Below are 16,196 nucleotides of genomic sequence, written 5' to 3'. Positions count from 1 at the left end.
CATCCGCGCAGTGCGCGGACTGCTCACCGACCCTCCCCACAAGGGGGAGGGTGAAGTGCTGCGCAACATCTCACCCTTTGCCAATCTTTGCCGCCTTGTCCTTGTCGAACCACCACAGCGCCTCGACCGGAAAGCCGAAATCGGGCTTCTGCTCGGGGAAGCCGAACATGTCCCAATAGGCGACTCGGTGATTCGCGAGATAATATGTTGGAATCCAGTCTAGCCGCGCGCGCAAGACCCGATCGAGCGCTTTCAGCGCCGTGATCAGTTCGAGCCGGCTCTGCGCCTTGCCGGCTGCCTCGATCAGTGCATCGATGGCCTTGCTTTCCGTGCCGGGATAATTTCGCATCCCCGGCGTTTTCGCCATCCGCGAATCGTAGAGTATCTCCAGGCCGTCGGCAGTCGGCGTCGCCCCGATCGACCAGGCGAGCAGGGTGAAATCGAAATCGAAATTGCTCTGCCGCTGTTCATATTGCGTCGAATCGACCTGCCGGATTGAAGCGTCGATGCCGATCGTTTTCATGTTCTCCGCCCACGGCGACAAAAGCCGAACGATGCCGTCGTCCTCGGCCAGCATTTCCACCCGCAGTCGCTCGCCCTGTTCATTGACGACGAAATTGCCCGCCCGCTTCCAGCCGGCTTCGGCAAGCAGTCTCGAAGCCGCGCGCAGCAGCTTGCGGTCGTGGCCTGAACCGTCGGAGACAGGCTGCATCACCGCTTCGCCGAAAGTTTCCGGCGGCAACTCGGCTCGAAACAGCTCAAGCAGGGCCAATTCCTCGGGCGAGGGCAGGCCCTCGGCCTTGTAATCTGACCGCTCGAAATTCGATTGCGAGCGCTCGTAGGCGCCGTAAAACAGAACCCGCTTGGTCCATTCGAAATCGAAGCAATTGGCGATCGCGCGTCTGACGCGCACATCGCGGAATTGCGCACGACGCTGGTTCAGCGCGACAGCCTGCATGGATGGCGTTTTCTCGCCGGGAAATTCGCGTTTGACGACCCGGCCGTCCTTCAGTGCCGGAAAGTCGTAACCAGTCGCCCATACCCGCGAGGTAAATTCCTCGCGAAAATGCGTGTCCCCCTTCTTCAGGGCTTCAAACGCTGCCTGGCGATTGATGTAAAAATCGATACGGATGCGGTCGAAATTATAGACGCCGCGGTTCACGGCCAGATCCCTGCCCCAATAGTCGGCGACGCGCTCATATTCGACGGTCTGTCCGGCCGCCACGCGCCCTATTTTGTAAGGTCCGGAGCCGAGCGGCGGTGTCATCGTCGAGGCATCGAAATCACTGACCGTATAAAAGGCTTTGGACACGATCGGCATGGCGACGATCGCAAGGATATTCTGCGCCGACTGCTTCCCGTTGAAGGTAAGATTGACGGTAACCGGATCGACGGCGGCCGCGTCCGTCATATTTCGCAACGCCTGGGAAAGGTTCGGATGCCCCTTGGCCTTGTAAAGCTTCAATGCGAAGGCGACGTCCTCCGCGGTCATTGGCGAGCCGTCGTGGAAGCGTGCTTGCTGTCGCAGGCTGAAGCGGAAGCCATTGCGGTCCGGCGACAAGGTAACCGACTCGGCAAGCCGGCCATAGACCGCATCCGGCTCATCGAGTGCGCTAGCCATCAGCGAATCGAAACAGAGTTCGGTGCGCGGCGGCGATTCCCCTCTCAACACCAGCGAATTCAGCGTGTTGAACGTCAAGAAGCTCTGATTGAAGGTGGAGTTCGGCGGTGCGAAATTCATCTGGCCGCCCTTGGGCGCGTCCGGATTGACATAGTCGAAATGGGTGAAACCTGGGGAATATTTGAGGTCGCCGAAGGCCGACAGACCATGCAGCTTGACCCCCGTCGGGATGGCGGCGAAGGCCCGGCCGGGCAGCAGCGCCGCCGCCGCCGCAGCAGTGCCCAGGGCCAGAAAGTCGCGGCGGGCCAGCGAGACGCGGCGGGGGAGCGCCGCCATCAATTGCCACTCTTGTATTTTGCCGCCAGCGCCTTTTCCTTGTCCGCATCGGTCCACCAGGAATTCTGGTCGACGCCGCTATAGGTCGGTTGCTTTTCCGGGATGCCGAACTTGTTCCAGTAGGCCATCCAGACCACCGACCGATGGTGTTGCGGCACGACATAGTAATTCCACAGCAGCACCCGGTCGAGCGCATGGGTGGCAGCAACCAGATCGTCACGGTCGGTCGCAAAGATGACGCGGTCGACCAGCGCATCGACGACCGGATTCTTGATGCCGGCGTAGTTGCGCGATCCAGGCGTGTCTGCGGACTTGGAACTCCAGAAGTCACGCTGCTCGTTGCCAGGCGAATCCGACTGCCCCAACTGCGATATGGTGACGTCGAAATCGAAATTGTTGAGGCGGTTGATGTATTGGGTCTGGTCGATCAGCCGCAGCGTGGCGTCGACGCCAATCTTGCGCAGATTGGCGATATAGGGACTGGAAAGGACCTGGTCGGTATCGTTCCAGCCGAGGATTTCGAACTTGAACGGCTCGCCTGTCTTGGCATTGACCATCTTGCCGCCCTTGATCACCCAGCCCGCCTTGGCGAAGAGATCGACCGCAGTCTTGAGATACTTGCGTTCCGCCTGCGGCGAATCGTAGACCGGCAGCTTGAATTCCTGGGTGAAGACTTCGGGCGGCAGCTTGTCGCGATATGGCTCAAGGATTTCCAGCTCCTTGCCTTGTGGCAGGCCGCTCGATGCCAGTTCGGTGCCTTGGAAGTAACTGCTGGTACGGGTGTTGGAACCGAAGAACAAGGTACGATTCATGGCCTCGAAGTCGAGCGGGTAAGTCAGCGCGGCGCGCACCAGACGATCCCCAAACAGCGGACGCCTCGTGTTGAGCATGAAGGCCTGCATCGGTTCGGGTGAGGCGGTCTTGAATTCCTGCTTGATAACGTCGCCGGCCTGGACCGCCGGGAAATTATAGGCGGTGTTCCAGCGCCTCGAACTGTTTTCTGGCCTGATGTCATGCAGTCCGCCCTTGGTGAAGGCTTGCCAGGCGGCATTGTCGTCGAGAAAGTAGCTGAAACGCTGCCTGTCGAAATTCTCGCGGCCGATCTTCACCGGCAGTTTGGCAGCCCAGTAGTCCGGAACCCTCTGCCAGATGATTTCAGACCCCGGCTTGAAGCTGGCGATCTTGTAGGCGGCCGAGCCGAGCGGCGGCTCCTGCGTCGGCCTGGTGACGTCGCGTTTCTTGCCGGTGGCGTCGGTACCTTCCCACCAATGCTTCGGCAGCACGACGAGATCGCCGAGAATCTTGGGCAACTCCCGGTTGCCCTTCTGGTCGAAATGGAATTCTACCTCGCGGTCGGAAACCGCGACCGCATCGGTGACATTCTCGAAATAGCGGCTGTACATCGGGCTGTTGGCCTTCAGCACCTGAAACGACCAGATTACATCGTCGGTGGTGATCGGCTTGCCGTCATGCCACTTGGCCCGCGGGTCGAGGCGGTATGTTGCCGACGAATAGTCGTCCGGATGTTTGTAGGCGTCGGCGATCAGCGGATGGCTGACGCTGCCTTCGTCGGTTGCCTGCTCCATCAGCGTGTCGTAGAGCAATCCGCCGCCGAACGGGGCGAATCCAGCCGCGGCGGATCCCTGGACGATATAGGGATTGAAGCTGTCGAACGTGCCAAGCACCACCGAATTCAGCGAGCCGCCCTTCGGCGCGTTCGGATTGACGTAATCATAGTGCTGGAAGTTGTCGCCATATTTGGAGTCGCCGATCAGCGACGAGGTGGTGCGCCATTCGTCCGCCAAGGCTGCCTGCGGGCCGCCGGCGAAAGCCGCCACAACCAGCATCGATCTGAGAAACGTTCGGCCAACCGTCATGCCTTCTCCTCTGTGCGATAGCTGCTAGCGGACAATCTAGTTCATTTGACGCTCATGAAAACCGCGACAGGCAGGCTTTGTCGCCGCACATGCCCTTTTCCAATTGAAAAAGCCGGGCTGAACCCGGCTTTTCTAAGAGTTTGTCCATGAAAATTGCGTTATTGCGCTGGAGCCGGTGCGGGAGCAGCAGGGGCCGGAGCTGGTGCGGCCGGTTCCGCACCCTCGGCCGGCTTGGCCGGTGCTTCACCCTCTGCCGGCTTGGCCGGCGCCGCGCCTTCGGCGGGCGCGGCTGCATTCTCGGCCGAAGCGCCGGGTGTCGGCAGCGGCTTCGGATTGTCCGACAGCGTGCGCAGATAGGCGATGACGTTGGCGCGGTCCTCGTCCTTCGGCAGGCCGGCGAAGCCCATCGCCGTGCCCTTCACCAGCTTCTTCGGCGAAAGCAGAAAGTTGTTGAGGTGGTCGTACGTCCATTTTTCCGCGCCGCCCTTGGAAAACTCTTTCATGCCGGCCGAATAGGCAAAGCCCGCATGCTCGGCGATGGGACGGTCGACGATATCCCAGAGATCAGGGCCGACCTTGTTCGGTCCGCCTTTTTCGCCGGTGTGGCAGGCCTGGCACTTCTTGAACACGGACGCACCCGCCTCGACATTGGCGTTGGCCAGGAGGTCGGCGATCGGCTTGGCTTCGGCGGGGGCTGCCGGGCCGCCCTCGGCAGGCTCCTCGGTCGCCTCGATGGCGTAGCCGGGTTTTTCCGGTGCTGGGGAGGCGAACAGCGCGTCGGATATGATGCCGACCGAGAAGACGACGAACACGGTTCCGAGCAGGCCGCCGATCAGCTTGTTGATTTCGAAAGAGTCCATACGCCCCAGGCTCCCTTTTCCGGCGGACCGATCCGTCCACTCCGTCCGTCGGTAATCGTGAACCACCCCGCGAGGCGGTCAAATCGGGCGGAAACTAGGTCTTTTGCTCTGGCGTTGCAACACCTATAAGGGCGCTTCCAGTGAGACCTTTTGCCACTTTTCCCTTCCTCTTTTTCGGATGCTTCATCACCCGATGTCCACGCTCATCCTCATCCCGGCCCGCATGGCCTCGACGCGCCTGCCGGGCAAGCCGCTGGCCGACATCGCCGGCGTTCCGATGATCGTCCATGTCGCCCGCCGCGCCGCGGAGGCCGGGCTCGGTCGGGTGGTGGTCGCCACCGATACCCAGAGCGTGGCGGAGGCGGTGCGCACGCACGGTTTCGAGGCGGTGATGACGCGCGTCGGCCACGAATCGGGCTCCGACCGCATCTTCGAAGCGCTGGCCACGCTGGATTCCGGGCGCAAGGTCGAAACCATCGTCAATGTGCAGGGCGACCTGCCGACCATCGATCCCGACATCATCAAGGCCGCGCTGAGGCCTTTCGAGGATGCGACGGTCGACATCGCCACGCTTGGCATCGAGATCGTCCGCGACGAGGAGAAGACCAATCCGAATGTCGTCAAGATCGTCGGCTCGCCGCAGTCGGAGACACGGCTGCGGGCGCTCTATTTCACACGCGCCACCGCACCTTGGGGCGAGGGGCCGCTCTATCATCACATCGGCCTCTATGCCTATCGCCGCTCAGCGCTCGAGCGCTTCGTCGCGCTGCAGCCGTCGCCGCTGGAACGGCGCGAGAAGCTCGAGCAGTTGCGGGCGCTGGAGGCCGGCATGCGCATCGATGTCGAGATCGTAAAGTCGGCGCCGTTCGGCGTCGACACGCCGGACGATCTCGAACGCGCCAGAACCGTCCTTTCAACCTGAGACATCTGGACACCTGAGACATTTGGCATGCCTGAAAAAACCAACAGAATAGCCTTCCAGGGCGAGCCGGGCGCCAATTCCGACACCGCCTGCCGCAACATGTTCCCTGATATGGAGCCGTTGCCGTGTCCGACCTTCGAGGATGCTTTCAACGCGGTCGAGACCGGCAAAGCCGACCTCGCCATGATCCCGATCGAGAACACGATTGCCGGGCGCGTCGCCGACATCCATCATCTCCTGCCGGAATCGAAGCTGCACATCGTCGGCGAATATTTCCTGCCGATCCATTTCCAGCTGATGGTTCTGCCGGGCGTCAGGCGCGACCAGATCAAGACCGTGCACAGCCACATCCATGCGCTCGGCCAGTGCCGCAAATATATCCGTAAGAACGGCTGGAAGCCGGTGGTCGCCGGCGACACGGCGGGCGCCGCCAAGCTGGTCGCAGAGCTGAAGGACCGCACCATGGCGGCGCTGGCGCCGGCTCTGGCCTCGACGCTCTATGGGCTCGACATCATCGAGCAGAATGTCGAGGACACCGACAGCAACGTCACCCGCTTCGTCGTGCTGACCAGGAACAGGCAGTGGGCAGAACGTCCCTCGGCCGAGGCCAGGATGATGACGACGTTCATCTTCCGCGTCCGCAACGTGCCGGCCGCGCTCTACAAGGCGATGGGCGGCTTTGCCACCAACGGCATCAACATGACCAAGCTGGAGAGCTACCAGCTCGGCGCGTTCACCGCGACCCTGTTCTATGCCGACATCGAGGGCCATCCCGACGATCCGCTGGTAAAACTCGCGCTCGACGAGTTGGCCTTCTTCTCGCGCGAAATGCGGATTCTGGGCGTCTACCCGGCCAGCCAGTCGCGCGAGCAGTGGAAGGTGGCGGATTAGCGCAGCGCCTTGCCAAGGTGACCGGCTCCGGGCGACATTGCTGCGATGTGGCTCCTGAAACTGACGCTCGCAGTCGCTGGATTGTATGCGGTGGTTGTTGCGGTCGTGTATGTGTTCCAGTCCTGGCTGATCTTTCCGGCCGGCCTTGCGGCTTTCGGACCCGATCTGCCGGCCGGGGCACGCCATGTCGAACTGGCGACTGAGGATGGCGAGCGCGTCGTTCTGGTCCGCCTGCCGGCAACGCAGGCGCCGGCCGAGCCACGGCCGCTGCTGCTGGGGTTCGCTGGCAACGCCTGGAACGCCGACGCACTTGCCCTGATGCTGCACCAGCTATTTCCCGAACATGAGGTCGCTGCGCTGCACTACCGCGGCTATGCGCCGAGCAGCGGAAGCCCGTCGGCCGCGGCCCTGCTCGATGACGCCCGACGCGCCCATGACCAGCTGGCCAGCGATGCCAAAGCCGGCATCGTCGCCATCGGCCTTAGCATCGGCGCTGCGGTTGCGGCCGATCTGGCGACGGCCCGGCCCCTGCGCGGCATCGTCATGGTGACCCCATTCGATTCGCTCAGAGAACTCGCCGCTCACCACTATCCCTGGCTGCCGGTTCGCCTCTTGCTGCGGCACCGCATGGAGGCAGCGGAATCTCTGCGCGACCTCGATGTGCCCACGGCCGTCATCACCGCCGAGAACGACACCATCGTACCTGCGGCGCGTTCGGCGCCCCTGCGCGAGGCTGCCCGCGACCTGCGCAGCCACATCGCCATAGCGGCTGGCCACAACGACCTCTATGACCATCCCGACTTCGCCGGAGCGCTACGTGCCTCCGTCGCGGCGGTCATGAGCGATTGAAAAACAATTCGCAGATGTCGGAATTCCGGCGCGACATTCGTCCTTTGCTTGCCGCAATCGACGAAGGGGAACGACGAGATGAAGGCCTGCCAATGAGCCCCACCATCACCGCCTTTGAACGGTCGCCCGATCGCGGCAGGGGACTGGCGCGCGACATGCGCGTTCGCTGGGCGCTTGAAGAAGTCGGCCTGCCCTACAAGGTTCGTCTTGTTTCGTTCAAAGCGATGAAGGAACCCGCGCATCTCGCGCTTCACCCTTTCGGGCAGATTCCGACCTATGAGGAAGGCGATCTTGCGCTGTTCGAGTCGGGGGCGATCGTGTTCCATATCGCCGAGCGCCATGCGGGCCTGTTGCCAGACGATGCGAATGCCCGGGCGCGCGCAATCTCATGGATGTTTGCCGCGTTAAACACCGTGGAGCCGCCGATCCTTGAACGCCAAATCGCCGTGCTCCTGGAGCGCGACGAGACCTGGCACGAACAGCGCCTGCCTATGGTCGAGGATCGCATCCGTGACCGGCTGGGCGAGCTTTCCGGTCGCCTTGGCGATACCGACTGGCTCGATGGCGCGTTCAGCGCCGGGGACCTGATGATGGTGCACGTGCTACTAAGGTTGAGCGTCTCGGGTATACTCGACGAATATCCGAACCTCTCCGCCTATGTCGCCCGCGGCGAAGCCCGGCCCGCCTACAAGCGTGCTTTCGCCGCTCAACTGGCGATTTTCACAGGCAAGTCACCAACCTAGCTCAGCGGCGCGTAGTCGATCTCCAAAAACGCCGCGACTTCCGGGATCCAGCGGTCGCGGACGAAGGCGACGTGGTAGGGATGGTCGTTGTAGCCGGAATAGGCAGCCTGGTCGGCGAACTCCATCGAGAAGCCGAAACGATAATCGTTCTTCGGGCTGACCTGCCGCAGCTGCTCGAATTTCTCGACGCCCGGTATCGCGGCCAGTATTTTGGCGTCTGCCAGAAATTTTGCCTCCTCGGCCGAGTTCTCCTTGTGCTTCAGCCTGAACACCACTGTATGACGGATCATTTTTGCTTCCCCTGCAGGCTATGCGCTGTCGGCCCAGGCGCGGATGAGGTTGTAGGCGATCGCCCCCTTCGGCGGCGTGACCAGGCCGCCCGGATGCTCGCGGGCCAGCATCGACAGCACCTCGTCGCGAAAGAACCAGCGGCAGTCTTCCAGCTCGTTGAGGTCGGCCTGGATGTCGTCGTTGAGCGGCTCGCCGAAGCAGCCGATCATCAGCGAATAGGGAAACGGCCAGGGCTGGCTGGCGTGGTAGACGACGCGGCCAAGCCGGATACCGGCTTCCTCCAGCGTTTCGCGGCGCACCGCCGCCTCGATCGTCTCGCCAGGTTCGATGAAGCCGGCAAGCGCCGAATACATGCCGGGCGCGAAATGCCGGCCGCGGCCGAGCAGGCATTTTTCACGCGTCGCCGTCAGCATGATCGCCACCGGGTCGGTTCGCGGAAAATGCTCAGTGGCGCAGGCCGGGCAAAGCCGCTTGTAGCCGCCGGCCCGCATCGCGGCTTCAGCGCCGCATTTGCTGCAGAAGCGGTGGCTGGCATGCCAGGCGAGCAGCGCTGCTCCTTGCGCCATCGCGCCGGCCGCCGCCTCGTCGATCAGCCCCTGCATGTAGACCGAGCGATAGTCGATGGCCTTGATGGTATCGGGCAGCTGTTCGGGGTCGATGCCGGCCGGTACGGCGAGCACCGGGCCGCTGTCCGAAAAACCGAGCAGGACGCCACGGTCGAGCGACGCCTCGAGCGGCTGGCTTTCCTCGGCGCCGAACCAGGGGTCGAAGCCGCCACCGCTGAGCTTCAGATAGAGCCGCCCGGCATGCATCAGCAAAAGCCTGGCTGAGGGATCGGCGAGCGCCTTTTCGACGGAATCGTCGGCGCGGTTTTCCGATTGCCGGTCGATCCTATTGCCGGCGAAGCCGACGAACTGGCTCGGCTCGCGCAAGGGCGCGTCAAACAGGCGGAAGCTCATCGGAGACTCAAGGTTCAGGGTGGACACGGGACAGGCTTATAGCGCCGCCTTTATCTTCTGCGCAAACCGGCGCAGGTCCGTGCGCTCGTAGGGCTCGCGCATACCGTGCCCCCACACCGGGCCCGGCCAGCCGGGATCGCCTTCCGAGCGCGCGACGACATGGACATGCAACTGCCGCACGATGTTGCCAAGTGCGCCGCTGTTTATCTTGGTGCAGCCGGTCACGCTTTTCAGCGCCTGTGCCACCATGTTGGTCTCGAAGGTCAGCATCGCCTGGTCGAGCGGCGTCAAATCATGGATTTCCTCCGCGCCCGGCCGCTGCGGCACCAGAAGCAGCCACGGCCAGCGGCGGTCGTTCATCACCCGCAACTCGCACAGGCCGAGCCACATCAACTGCTCGCTGTCGGCCTCCAGACGAGCATCCAGCGTGAATCCGGCCTCGAGGCCCGGCGACATCGGCGTTTCCTTCACTTTTGTCGTATTTTTTTACTTCATGGACGCTAGAGCGGCTGCCGTTAGCCCGCAAGAGGGCGGCAAGCGAATCAAGGCCTATCGTGGCGATGATGGTCCGGCGAAGAACTCAGGGTATGGCCTGCCAAGACCTTGGGCTGGAATGAAGCCACCATCTCGCGCCCCCTCTGATCTGCCGGCCATGTCTTTCGCTCATCTGTTCTTGCTTTGTGCCGGCCGCTATGTCAGTAGTTTCAACATGGTGCTTAATCGCGCCAGCGATCCGCCTCCGAGGCGGTTTTTTATTTTCTGGTTTCGCCGCCCGTCACTGCGCTCTTGCATTTCATTGCCGGATTGCCGATATGAAAGCGGGAGGTTGGTGGTGGACGGTCCACTCGCCAACCGGGTCAGGTCCGGAAGGAAGCAGCCCTAACGAGCCCGGAACGGGTCATTGTTCCAGCCTCCCACCTCTTCGCCTTTCTCCCGCGACATTGACGGCGCCAAGCCCTGCGGGCGAAACTATGCGCAGGAATCGGCCGCCTTAAGCCGCGGCCCTTGGAGCTTTACGGGCGAATGAGCGAAGCCGGAAATTCGGGAACGGAAAAGGCCGCCGCCTATCGCGTTCTGGCGCGCAAATACCGTCCTGCCAATTTCTCAGAACTGATCGGCCAGGAGCCGATGGTCCGCACCCTCACCAACGCTTTCGCCACCGGCCGCATCGCCCAGGCCTGGATGCTGACCGGCGTGCGCGGTGTCGGCAAGACGACGACGGCGCGCATACTGGCGCGGGCCCTGAACTACAAAACATCGACCGTCGACCAGCCTTCGGTCTATCTTGCCGTGCTGGGCGAGCATTGCCAGGCGATCATGGAAGGTCGCCATGTCGACGTCATCGAGATGGACGCCGCCTCGCACACCGGCATCGACGATATCAGGGACATCATCGAGCGCGTGCGCTACGCGCCGGTGTCGGCGCGCTACAAGGTCTACATCATCGATGAAGTGCACATGCTCTCGACGCAGGCCTTCAACGGCCTTTTGAAGACGCTGGAAGAGCCGCCGCCGCACGTCAAATTCATCTTCGCCACCACCGAAATCAGAAAAGTTCCGATTACCGTTCTGTCGCGCTGCCAGCGCTTCGATCTCAGGCGTATCGATGCCGGCACGTTGGTCGCGCACCTCTCCTCGATCGCCGCAAAAGAAGGCATCGCGGTCGATGACGACGCACTGGCGATGATCGCCCGCGCGGCCGAGGGCTCGGCGCGCGATTCGCTGTCCATTCTCGACCAGGCGATCGCCCATGGCAGCGGCGCAGTCAGCGCCGAAGCGGTGCGCGCCATGCTCGGGCTGGCCGACCGCGCCCGCATCGTCGACCTGTTCGAACATGTGATGAAGGGCGATGTGGCGGCCGCACTGGCCGAATTCCGCAACCAGTACGACACCGGCGCCGATCCGGCCGCTGTGCTGACCGACCTGGCCGAGTTCAACCATCTCGTCACCCGGCTGCGCTTCGTGCCGACAGCCCTCGATGACGCCTCGCTGTCGGAAGACGAGCGCCGGCGCGGCGCCGATTTCGCCAAGGCGCTGTCGGTCAGGGTGCTGTCGCGAACCTGGCAGATGCTGTTGAAAGGCATTCCCGAGGTGCAGTCCTCCAACCGGCCGGTCAGCGCCGCCGAAATGGTGCTGATCCGGCTGGCGCATGCCGCCGACCTGCCGACACTGGACGAGGCGCTGAAATCGCTGGAGGGCGCAGCGCCGGTGCCGAATGGCGCGCCACGCTCGAATGGTGCGCCCGCAAGCTCTGGCCCAGCAAATCCCGGTAATGGTGGCGCCAGCGCCGTGGCGCAGGCGCGGATGCCGACGGCCAATGGCGGCGCCCAGACGATGCGGCTGGTCGAACCCGAGCCGATGCCTGCGCCTTTCGTTCCGGCGCCGGAGCCGGTTGCCGATGCGCCGCCAGTGCCGGTTAAATCGCTGGCCGACATCGTCGCCCTTGCCGACGCCCAGCGCGACATCGCTTTCAAGGTGCTGGTCAAGCGCTGCGTGCGCCTGGTGCGCATCGAGCCGGGCCGCATCGACGTCAGCCTGACCGATGACGCGCCGAAGATGCTGCTCAACGATCTGACCGCCAAATTGCGCGCCTGGACCGGACGCAGCTGGCTGGTGTCGCTGTCAAAGGAAGCGGGCGGCCAAACGCTGGCCGAGATGGAATCGACCAAGCGCGAAAACGCCCTCCTCGATGCCAAGAGCGACCCGACCGTCGCCGCCATCCTGGCGCGTTTTCCCGGCGCCAAGATCATCGACGTGCGCATTCCCGACGCACCGGAAGCCGATGCGGTGGAGGCCGAGGTTCCGATCGAGCCGGCCACCGACGAAGACGAAACCTAAGCATGATCCCGAAAATTCGGAGAAGATCATGCTTAAACTAGAAACAGATCAATCGTAGAGGACAACGCGATGAAAGATCTTCTCGGCCTGATGGGCAAGGCGAAAGAAATGCAGGCCAAGTTCCAGGCCATGCAGGACGAGATCGCCACGTTGGAAGCCACCGGACAGGCCGGCGGCGGCCTGGTCAGCGTGACGCTGACCGGCAAATTCGAGATGAAGTCCCTGAAAATCGACCCGTCGCTGTTCAAGGAGGACGAGGTCGAGATTCTGGAGGATCTGCTTCTCGCCGCCCACAATGACGCCAGGGCCAAGGTCGAGCAGATGATGCAGGAAAAGACCCAGGCATTGACCGCCGGGCTGCCGATACCGCCGGGAATGAAGCTGCCGTTCTAAGAGGCTGCTTGGAAACTCTACTCCGGCGGCCATCTGATGGCGGTTTCTGCACTTACCTACAGCGCCGCGCGTCCTTTGGACGCGCAAAGGACGCTGTGGTCATGGCCGTTACTGTGGCCGAAGAGCGCAGCGATCGACGCCCACCCGCCGGCCAGCTGTGTCCATTCGGCAACTCCGCTCACTTAATAACGCTTTAGCCATCTTTTTGCCCGAAAGTGTCTCATTCTTGCCGCAACCAGAGGCGGGCTGGCGACAGAATGAGGGGATATCTTTGATCGTGACCCGATGGAAGACGCCGTTGCTGCTCGGCGTCATCACCTCTCCGCTGTTTTTGGCCGCCTGCAGTCAGACCACGCACGGTCTGTCCGTGGCCAGCCTGACCGATACCGTCAGGTCCCGGCCCTACAACACAGCGAAGGACAAGGAGTGCCTCCAGCGCGCGATGTTCTTCGAATCCAACCGGTCGAGCCGCGACGGCATGATTGCCGTCGGCACGGTGGTGATGAACCGGCTGCGCTCCGGCAAGCACGGCAACACCATCTGCCAGGTGGTCGGCGAGCGTGGCCAGTTCGCGCCGGGCGTGATGACACGGCCGATGAATTCGAAGGCGATGCCCGATGTCGAGGAAGCCGCCGAGGCGGTGCTCAGGGGCGAGCGCAAGGCCAAGCTGAAGAACTCGATGTTCTTTCACACCGCCGGCCTGCGTTTCCCCTACAAGAACATGCACTACACCATGATCGCCGGCGGCAACGCCTTCTACGAAAAGCGCGGCCGGAACTGGAAACCGTTGCCGGACGAGCCCACGGTCGCGGTGGCGCAGGCGACGCCGCGGCGGTCGCGCGCCGCACCGGTGACGCTCATGGCCTCTGCGGCGCGGGCCGCCAAGGCGGCGTCCAGCAAGGTGACCTATGTGACGGCGGTCGCATCGCAACCGGCAAAGGCTACTCCAGAGAAGGCAACGCCGGAGAAGGTGACCTTTGTGGCGATGCAGGAGCCGGACGCCGCCCGTTTCGGCAGCACCGCCGGTGCGCAAGCGGTCACGTCATTCCCGGCGGAGCCGGCCGAGCCGACGATGTCGTTTGAATCGACGCCCGAGAATACCGATGCCATCGGTGCGATGATCGCCGGCCAGGGCAGGCCGCTGGAAACCTACTGAGGCGATCGATAGTCGACGTCGGCGCCGCCCCTCATCTGCCTGCCGGCATCTTCTCCCCGGATAGTGACGGGGAGAAGGGAGCTGGCCGCAATCTTGGCACCCTTCCTGCAACGCCGGAAATTGGCGAAATCATTTGAGATGGCGTCTTTCTCCCCGTCACTATACGGGGAGAAATGCCCGGCAGGGCAATGAGAGGCAGCGCAAACCTGAGCGATTGTTCGCAGCAGCCGCGCCGCAGGACAGTTCCAAAACCCATTGAAAAATCCTAAACCGATGCGATGTCGAAGCGAATCGCCGGTCCCGAGATCGAACGCCTGATCCAGCTTCTGGCCAAGGTGCCGGGGCTTGGGCCGCGTTCGGCCAGGCGGGCAGCGCTTCACCTCATCAAGAAGAAGGAGCAGTTGCTGTCGCCGCTCGCCGCCGCCATGAGCGAGGCGGTCGACAAGGTGCGCATCTGCTCGACCTGCGGCAATGTCGATACGTCCGACCCCTGCATGATCTGCACCGATCCGCGCCGCGACGCCGGCACGCTCATCGTCGTCGAGGACGTGGCCGACCTGTGGGCGCTGGAGCGGGCGGCTGCCATGAATGTCCGCTATCACGTGCTCGGCGGCTCGCTGTCGCCGCTCGACGGCATCGGCCCCGAGCAGCTCAACATCCGCTCGCTGGTCGACCGCGTCGCCGGCGGCGAGGTCAAGGAGGTGATCCTTGCCGTCAACGCCACCGTCGAGGGCCAGACCACCGCGCATTACCTCACCGATCAATTGTCCGGCTTCGATATCAAGGTGACGCGGCTGGCGCATGGCGTCCCGGTCGGCGGCGAACTCGACTATCTCGACGAAGGCACGCTGGCCGCCGCGCTGCGCTCGCGGACGGCGTTTTGAGGAAGGGGGGCCTATTGAGATGATTCCATTCCGGCGCGCCCCCCTCTGTCCTGCCGGACATCTCCCCCACGAGGGGGGAGATTGGCTGTCGCGCCTGTTTTCGCCAGTCTTCAATGTTGCAAGATTGGCGACAAAATCAAAGCTGCGAATCTCCCCCCAAGTGGGGGGGATGTCCGGCAGGACAGAGGGGGGCGCGACAGAACGCGGACTTTGCAGATTGGCTGCTTTTTTTCTCGCCGCACTGACTGCATTCCTCCTCGCCACCCCCGCCTCCGCCACAAGACTCGACACCCAGTTCCGTGCCTGGCTCGACAACGACCTCTGGCCCGAGGCCAACGCCAAAGGCATCTCCAGAAAAACCTTCGACGCCGCCTTCGACGGCGTCAAACCGAACCTCAAACTGCCCGACCTGGTGATCCCGGGAAAAAAGGCGACGACGCCGCAAAAGCAGCATCAGGCGGAGTTCGGTTCGCCCGGCGCCTATTTCGCGGAAAAGACGGTTCGTGCCGTCACCGCTGGTGGGCGCACGCGCAAGGCGGCCAATGCCAGGACCATTGCCGCCATAGAGAAGCGCTACGGCGTGCCGGGCGAGGTGCTGCTGGCGATCTGGGGTCGCGAGAGCGGTTTTGGCGCGGCGAAGATGCCCTACGACGCGTTCGAAGTGCTGGGCACCAAAGCGTTCATGGCGACCAGGAAGGATTTTTTCCGCACCGAGCTTGTGGCGGCGCTTGGGATCGTCGAGCGCGGGCTGGCCACGGTCGGTGCGATGAAATCGTCATGGGCCGGCGCACTCGGCCAGCCGCAGTTCATGCCGAGTTCGTTCCTCAAACATGCCGTCGACTTCGATGGCGACGGTCGGGTCGACATTTGGAACTCGGTGCCGGACACGCTGGCCTCGATCGCCAACTACCTCGTCCATTATGGCTGGGTGAAGGGCCGCGGCTGGGGTTTTGAGGTGACGGTGCCGGAAGCGGTCTCCTGTTCGCTCGAAGGCCCGGACCAGGGCAAGAGGATTTCCGAGTGGGCTGATCTGGGCATCAAGCGCATCGCGGCAAGACCGTTCCCGGCGCGCGAATTGAAGGCCGAAGGCTTTCTTCTGATGCCGGCCGGGCGCAGCGGTCCAGCCTTCATCGTCACGCCCAATTTCTACGTGCTGAAGCAATACAACACCAGCGATCTCTACGCCCTGTTCATCGGCCACGGCGCTGACCGCATCGCCAATGGCGACAGCAATTTTTCGGGGCGCTGGGGTGCGGTCGGCGGGCTCCACAGAACCGACATCGCCACCTTGCAGCGGGCGCTGGAGGCCGAGGGCTACGACGTCGGCAGCGCCGACGGCCTGCCCGGTTTCAAGACGCGCCGGTCGATCGGCAAATGGCAGGCCAGGAACGGTCGCGCCGCCACCTGTTTTCCCGACGCCGACCTGGTCACCGCGTTGAAATAGGGCGACTGCGGGTGTCGCTTCCGGCGGCGGCGTCTGGCTGATCCTGGCCCAACAAACAGCTTTGCAAATGCTCGTTGCCGCGCCTGAAACCGCCGGATATGGTGAGGCGGAACTGGATAAAAATCACCAGGA

The 16,196-nt window shown here is 63.1% G+C and carries 15 protein-coding genes and 1 other RNA gene; 10 read left to right on the top strand and 6 right to left on the bottom strand.

Going from position 1 to position 16,196, the window contains the following annotated elements:
* Nucleotides 1-70 precede the first annotated feature (70 nt).
* The 3 genes from AC0L15_RS13160 to AC0L15_RS13150 all read right to left on the bottom strand — a co-directional run bounded on the left by AC0L15_RS13160 (nt 71) and on the right by AC0L15_RS13150 (nt 4,694).
* Nucleotides 71-1,957: an extracellular solute-binding protein gene (locus tag AC0L15_RS13160; protein ID WP_473496459.1), complete on the bottom strand. Its 1,887-nt coding sequence runs from the start codon at nt 1,955-1,957 to the stop codon at nt 71-73.
* Complete coding sequence (locus tag AC0L15_RS13155; RefSeq protein ID WP_473496458.1) at nt 1,957-3,834, bottom strand: extracellular solute-binding protein; 1,878 nt, start codon at nt 3,832-3,834, stop codon at nt 1,957-1,959. The genes AC0L15_RS13160 and AC0L15_RS13155 overlap by 1 nt, the downstream gene beginning before the upstream one ends.
* Nucleotides 3,835-3,992: 158 nt before the next feature.
* The gene (locus tag AC0L15_RS13150; protein ID WP_287248450.1) at nt 3,993-4,694 is read right to left on the bottom strand and encodes a c-type cytochrome; all 702 of its coding nucleotides are present in this window, start codon (nt 4,692-4,694) and stop codon (nt 3,993-3,995) included.
* Nucleotides 4,695-4,887: 193 nt separating this feature from the next.
* Here AC0L15_RS13150 and AC0L15_RS13145 point away from each other — a divergent pair, with 193 nt between their 5' ends.
* The 4 genes from AC0L15_RS13145 to AC0L15_RS13130 all read left to right on the top strand — a co-directional run bounded on the left by AC0L15_RS13145 (nt 4,888) and on the right by AC0L15_RS13130 (nt 8,099).
* Nucleotides 4,888-5,616: a 3-deoxy-manno-octulosonate cytidylyltransferase gene (locus AC0L15_RS13145; RefSeq protein ID WP_287248451.1), complete on the top strand. Its 729-nt coding sequence runs from the start codon at nt 4,888-4,890 to the stop codon at nt 5,614-5,616.
* Nucleotides 5,617-5,643: 27 nt separating this feature from the next.
* Nucleotides 5,644-6,507: a prephenate dehydratase gene (locus AC0L15_RS13140; protein ID WP_287070563.1), complete on the top strand. Its 864-nt coding sequence runs from the start codon at nt 5,644-5,646 to the stop codon at nt 6,505-6,507.
* Nucleotides 6,508-6,552: 45 nt separating this feature from the next.
* A complete protein-coding gene (locus tag AC0L15_RS13135) occupies nt 6,553-7,356 on the top strand; it encodes an alpha/beta hydrolase (protein WP_287248454.1) in 804 nt (267 codons plus the stop codon).
* A gap of 92 nt (nt 7,357-7,448) precedes the next feature.
* Complete coding sequence (locus AC0L15_RS13130; protein ID WP_287248586.1) at nt 7,449-8,099, top strand: glutathione S-transferase family protein; 651 nt, start codon at nt 7,449-7,451, stop codon at nt 8,097-8,099.
* On the opposite strand, the gene AC0L15_RS13125 is transcribed toward AC0L15_RS13130, so the two are convergent.
* Genes AC0L15_RS13125 through AC0L15_RS13115 form a run of 3 tightly spaced genes read right to left on the bottom strand, consistent with a single transcriptional unit; the run spans nt 8,096 to nt 9,805 of the window.
* On the bottom strand, nt 8,096-8,389 hold the full coding sequence (locus AC0L15_RS13125) for a Dabb family protein (protein WP_287248456.1): 294 nt from the start codon (nt 8,387-8,389) through the stop codon (nt 8,096-8,098). The two genes, AC0L15_RS13130 and AC0L15_RS13125, sit on opposite strands and share 4 nt — an antisense overlap.
* An 18-nt stretch (nt 8,390-8,407) precedes the next feature.
* The gene (nudC, locus tag AC0L15_RS13120) at nt 8,408-9,349 is read right to left on the bottom strand and encodes an NAD(+) diphosphatase (RefSeq protein ID WP_287248459.1); all 942 of its coding nucleotides are present in this window, start codon (nt 9,347-9,349) and stop codon (nt 8,408-8,410) included.
* A gap of 36 nt (nt 9,350-9,385) precedes the next feature.
* A complete protein-coding gene (locus AC0L15_RS13115) occupies nt 9,386-9,805 on the bottom strand; it encodes an HIT domain-containing protein (protein ID WP_287248461.1) in 420 nt (139 codons plus the stop codon).
* A 365-nt stretch (nt 9,806-10,170) separates the two neighbouring features.
* Between AC0L15_RS13115 and ffs the strand changes: the two genes are divergently transcribed.
* The 6 genes from ffs to AC0L15_RS13085 all read left to right on the top strand — a co-directional run bounded on the left by ffs (nt 10,171) and on the right by AC0L15_RS13085 (nt 16,064).
* An RNA gene (gene ffs / locus AC0L15_RS13110) (signal recognition particle sRNA small type) lies at nt 10,171-10,267 on the top strand.
* Between the two features lie 105 nt (nt 10,268-10,372).
* Nucleotides 10,373-12,187, top strand: coding sequence for a DNA polymerase III subunit gamma/tau (locus AC0L15_RS13105; protein ID WP_287248465.1), 1,815 nt, complete (start codon nt 10,373-10,375; stop codon nt 12,185-12,187).
* A gap of 69 nt (nt 12,188-12,256) precedes the next feature.
* A complete protein-coding gene (locus tag AC0L15_RS13100; protein WP_023802083.1) occupies nt 12,257-12,580 on the top strand; it encodes a YbaB/EbfC family nucleoid-associated protein in 324 nt (107 codons plus the stop codon).
* 271 nt (nt 12,581-12,851) lie between these two features.
* Entirely contained in the window at nt 12,852-13,736 is an 885-nt protein-coding gene (locus AC0L15_RS13095; protein WP_473496457.1) for a cell wall hydrolase, read from the top strand.
* Between the two features lie 278 nt (nt 13,737-14,014).
* Complete coding sequence (recR, locus tag AC0L15_RS13090) at nt 14,015-14,620, top strand: recombination mediator RecR (RefSeq protein ID WP_023802085.1); 606 nt, start codon at nt 14,015-14,017, stop codon at nt 14,618-14,620.
* A gap of 169 nt (nt 14,621-14,789) precedes the next feature.
* Nucleotides 14,790-16,064 carry a lytic murein transglycosylase gene (locus AC0L15_RS13085; protein ID WP_287248469.1) on the top strand — a complete coding sequence of 425 codons (1,275 nt, stop codon included), beginning with the start codon at nt 14,790-14,792 and terminating at the stop codon, nt 16,062-16,064.
* Nucleotides 16,065-16,196 lie beyond the last annotated feature (132 nt).

The organism is Mesorhizobium sp. WSM4846 (genome assembly GCF_055811415.1).
Note: the sequence above shows the minus strand (reverse complement) of the source record. Positions and strands in the feature narration are given on the sequence as shown.

Excerpts from the sequence above, each read along its gene's own strand:
- AC0L15_RS13160 (WP_473496459.1), bottom strand. The coding sequence starts at position 1,957 with ATGGCGGCGCTCCCCCGCCGCGTCTCGCTGGCCCGCCGCGACTTTCTG.
- AC0L15_RS13155 (WP_473496458.1), bottom strand. The coding sequence starts at position 3,834 with ATGACGGTTGGCCGAACGTTTCTCAGATCGATGCTGGTTGTGGCGGCT.
- AC0L15_RS13150 (WP_287248450.1), bottom strand. The coding sequence starts at position 4,694 with ATGGACTCTTTCGAAATCAACAAGCTGATCGGCGGCCTGCTCGGAACC.
- AC0L15_RS13145 (WP_287248451.1), top strand. The coding sequence starts at position 4,888 with ATGTCCACGCTCATCCTCATCCCGGCCCGCATGGCCTCGACGCGCCTG.
- AC0L15_RS13140 (WP_287070563.1), top strand. The coding sequence starts at position 5,644 with ATGCCTGAAAAAACCAACAGAATAGCCTTCCAGGGCGAGCCGGGCGCC.
- AC0L15_RS13135 (WP_287248454.1), top strand. The coding sequence starts at position 6,553 with ATGTGGCTCCTGAAACTGACGCTCGCAGTCGCTGGATTGTATGCGGTG.
- AC0L15_RS13130 (WP_287248586.1), top strand. The coding sequence starts at position 7,449 with ATGAGCCCCACCATCACCGCCTTTGAACGGTCGCCCGATCGCGGCAGG.
- AC0L15_RS13125 (WP_287248456.1), bottom strand. The coding sequence starts at position 8,389 with ATGATCCGTCATACAGTGGTGTTCAGGCTGAAGCACAAGGAGAACTCG.
- nudC (WP_287248459.1), bottom strand. The coding sequence starts at position 9,349 with ATGAGCTTCCGCCTGTTTGACGCGCCCTTGCGCGAGCCGAGCCAGTTC.
- AC0L15_RS13115 (WP_287248461.1), bottom strand. The coding sequence starts at position 9,805 with ATGTCGCCGGGCCTCGAGGCCGGATTCACGCTGGATGCTCGTCTGGAG.
- AC0L15_RS13105 (WP_287248465.1), top strand. The coding sequence starts at position 10,373 with ATGAGCGAAGCCGGAAATTCGGGAACGGAAAAGGCCGCCGCCTATCGC.
- AC0L15_RS13100 (WP_023802083.1), top strand. The coding sequence starts at position 12,257 with ATGAAAGATCTTCTCGGCCTGATGGGCAAGGCGAAAGAAATGCAGGCC.
- recR (WP_023802085.1), top strand. The coding sequence starts at position 14,015 with ATGTCGAAGCGAATCGCCGGTCCCGAGATCGAACGCCTGATCCAGCTT.
- AC0L15_RS13085 (WP_287248469.1), top strand. The coding sequence starts at position 14,790 with ATGTCCGGCAGGACAGAGGGGGGCGCGACAGAACGCGGACTTTGCAGA.